The organism is Neobacillus niacini (assembly GCF_023715785.1).
In the GTDB taxonomy this organism is placed as follows: domain Bacteria; phylum Bacillota; class Bacilli; order Bacillales; family Cytobacillaceae; genus Neobacillus; species Neobacillus niacini_E.
This window is the reverse complement of sequence record NZ_JAMBOX010000042.1, coordinates 1-1,396: the sequence shown is the minus strand read 5'-3', so window position 1 is coordinate 1,396 and position 1,396 is coordinate 1. Positions and strand designations below refer to the sequence as shown.

Sequence of the window (1,396 nt, the reverse complement as noted above, 5' to 3'; positions counted from 1 at the left end):
TTTTAAATGCTGGCGAGGTGTATTGAAATCCTCTATCGCTATGGAGGAGGGGAGTAGCTTCCAGGTTGGCCTCCAACGCCAAATCCAGGGTTTGAAACACCAACGGATTATTGTTGGAAGTGCCCAATACATAGCTTACAATCGATCCATCGTACAAATCTAAAATCGCACTCAAATAAGCCTTCTGGGAAGTCCCGAACTTCATTTCAGTCACATCGGTCAGCCATTTTTCATTTGGCTTCTCTGCGTGGAAATCCCTGTTCAGTACGTTCTCGGCCACATGTTGCGGTGTGCTTGGTTTATAGTTCTTGTGCTTGCGTCGAATAACCGACTGGATTCCACTGATCTTCATCAGTCGATACACACGCTTATGGTTAACTGGTTGGGATAAAGTACGGTTCAAGTTCAACGTTATACGGCGATATCCGTATATGCCGTCCACCTTCTTATTTAGACGCTTTATCTCCTCCAGAATTTCTTCATTCCACTTCTCATTCTCGGAAGGGGTACGGTGAAGCCACTTATAGTAGGCAGAACGTGCAATTCTAGCAATCTCGCATAATAGCGAAATGGAGAAGTTCTCATTCTCATGTAATTCCTGAATAGCTACATATTTATCGGTTAAGCGAACCTGGCTTAAGGACGCTTCTTTAAACGCCTCCTTTCGATCTCCTCCAACTTTTTTAAGAATTCATTTTCTGCTCGCAGCCGCTCATTTTCCCGTTCTAACCGTTTCACTTCACGTTGAATCTTCTCTTCGGGAGTTAGCTCCGGTTCCGCCTTATGCTGGCCCCGCTTGTCTTTAAGACCGTCTTCTCCGTCTTTCTCGTACTTCTTTACCCATTGATATACCTGTTGATAAGAGACCTCAAAATTCTCTGATGCCTGGTGATAATTTTTTCCGTTCCGTAGACAATACATCACAATTTCTAAACGTTCTTCAAGTGAGGTGGATCGACCTTTGATCATAGAGTTCTTCATCCTTTGCGTGTCTTTTAATTCTCTATGATCATTATAATTCTTTATCCACTTTCTCAACACTGATCTACTGGATATTTCATATTTACGCACAATCTCTGACTGAGAATAATTCCCTGAAAGATAATCAAGAACGGCAGCCGTTTTTACCTCTTTGGAGTACCGTCTCCAGCCACTGGAATCTTGAAGTCCATCCATTCCATATTTCTCAAATAGTGAGATCCATTCTTTAACCGTTACTTTAGAAATATTGAATTGCCGACAGAAGTCTTTAATCGATGTTTGTCTATCCTCAAACGCCACAATTAACTCATGTTTTTCCTGTGCTGAGTAAACTCTTTTTGCCATAGAAAAAGCCCCCTAATAAAGTAAACAGATTTTTATTATTTCATCTGTCTACCTTATAGGGAGCATATCA

At 41.5% G+C, this 1,396-nt stretch carries 2 protein-coding genes; both read right to left on the bottom strand.

All coding sequences use genetic code 11. The features are described from left to right. Positions 1-604: IS3 family transposase (locus M3234_RS28590; protein WP_262307916.1), on the bottom strand; the 604-nt coding region annotated here is incomplete at its 3' end. 32 nt (positions 605-636) lie between these two features. Continuing rightward, complete coding sequence (locus M3234_RS28585; protein ID WP_262307915.1) at positions 637-1,326, bottom strand: helix-turn-helix domain-containing protein; 690 nt, start codon at positions 1,324-1,326, stop codon at positions 637-639. Between the last annotated feature and the right edge of the window lie 70 nt (positions 1,327-1,396).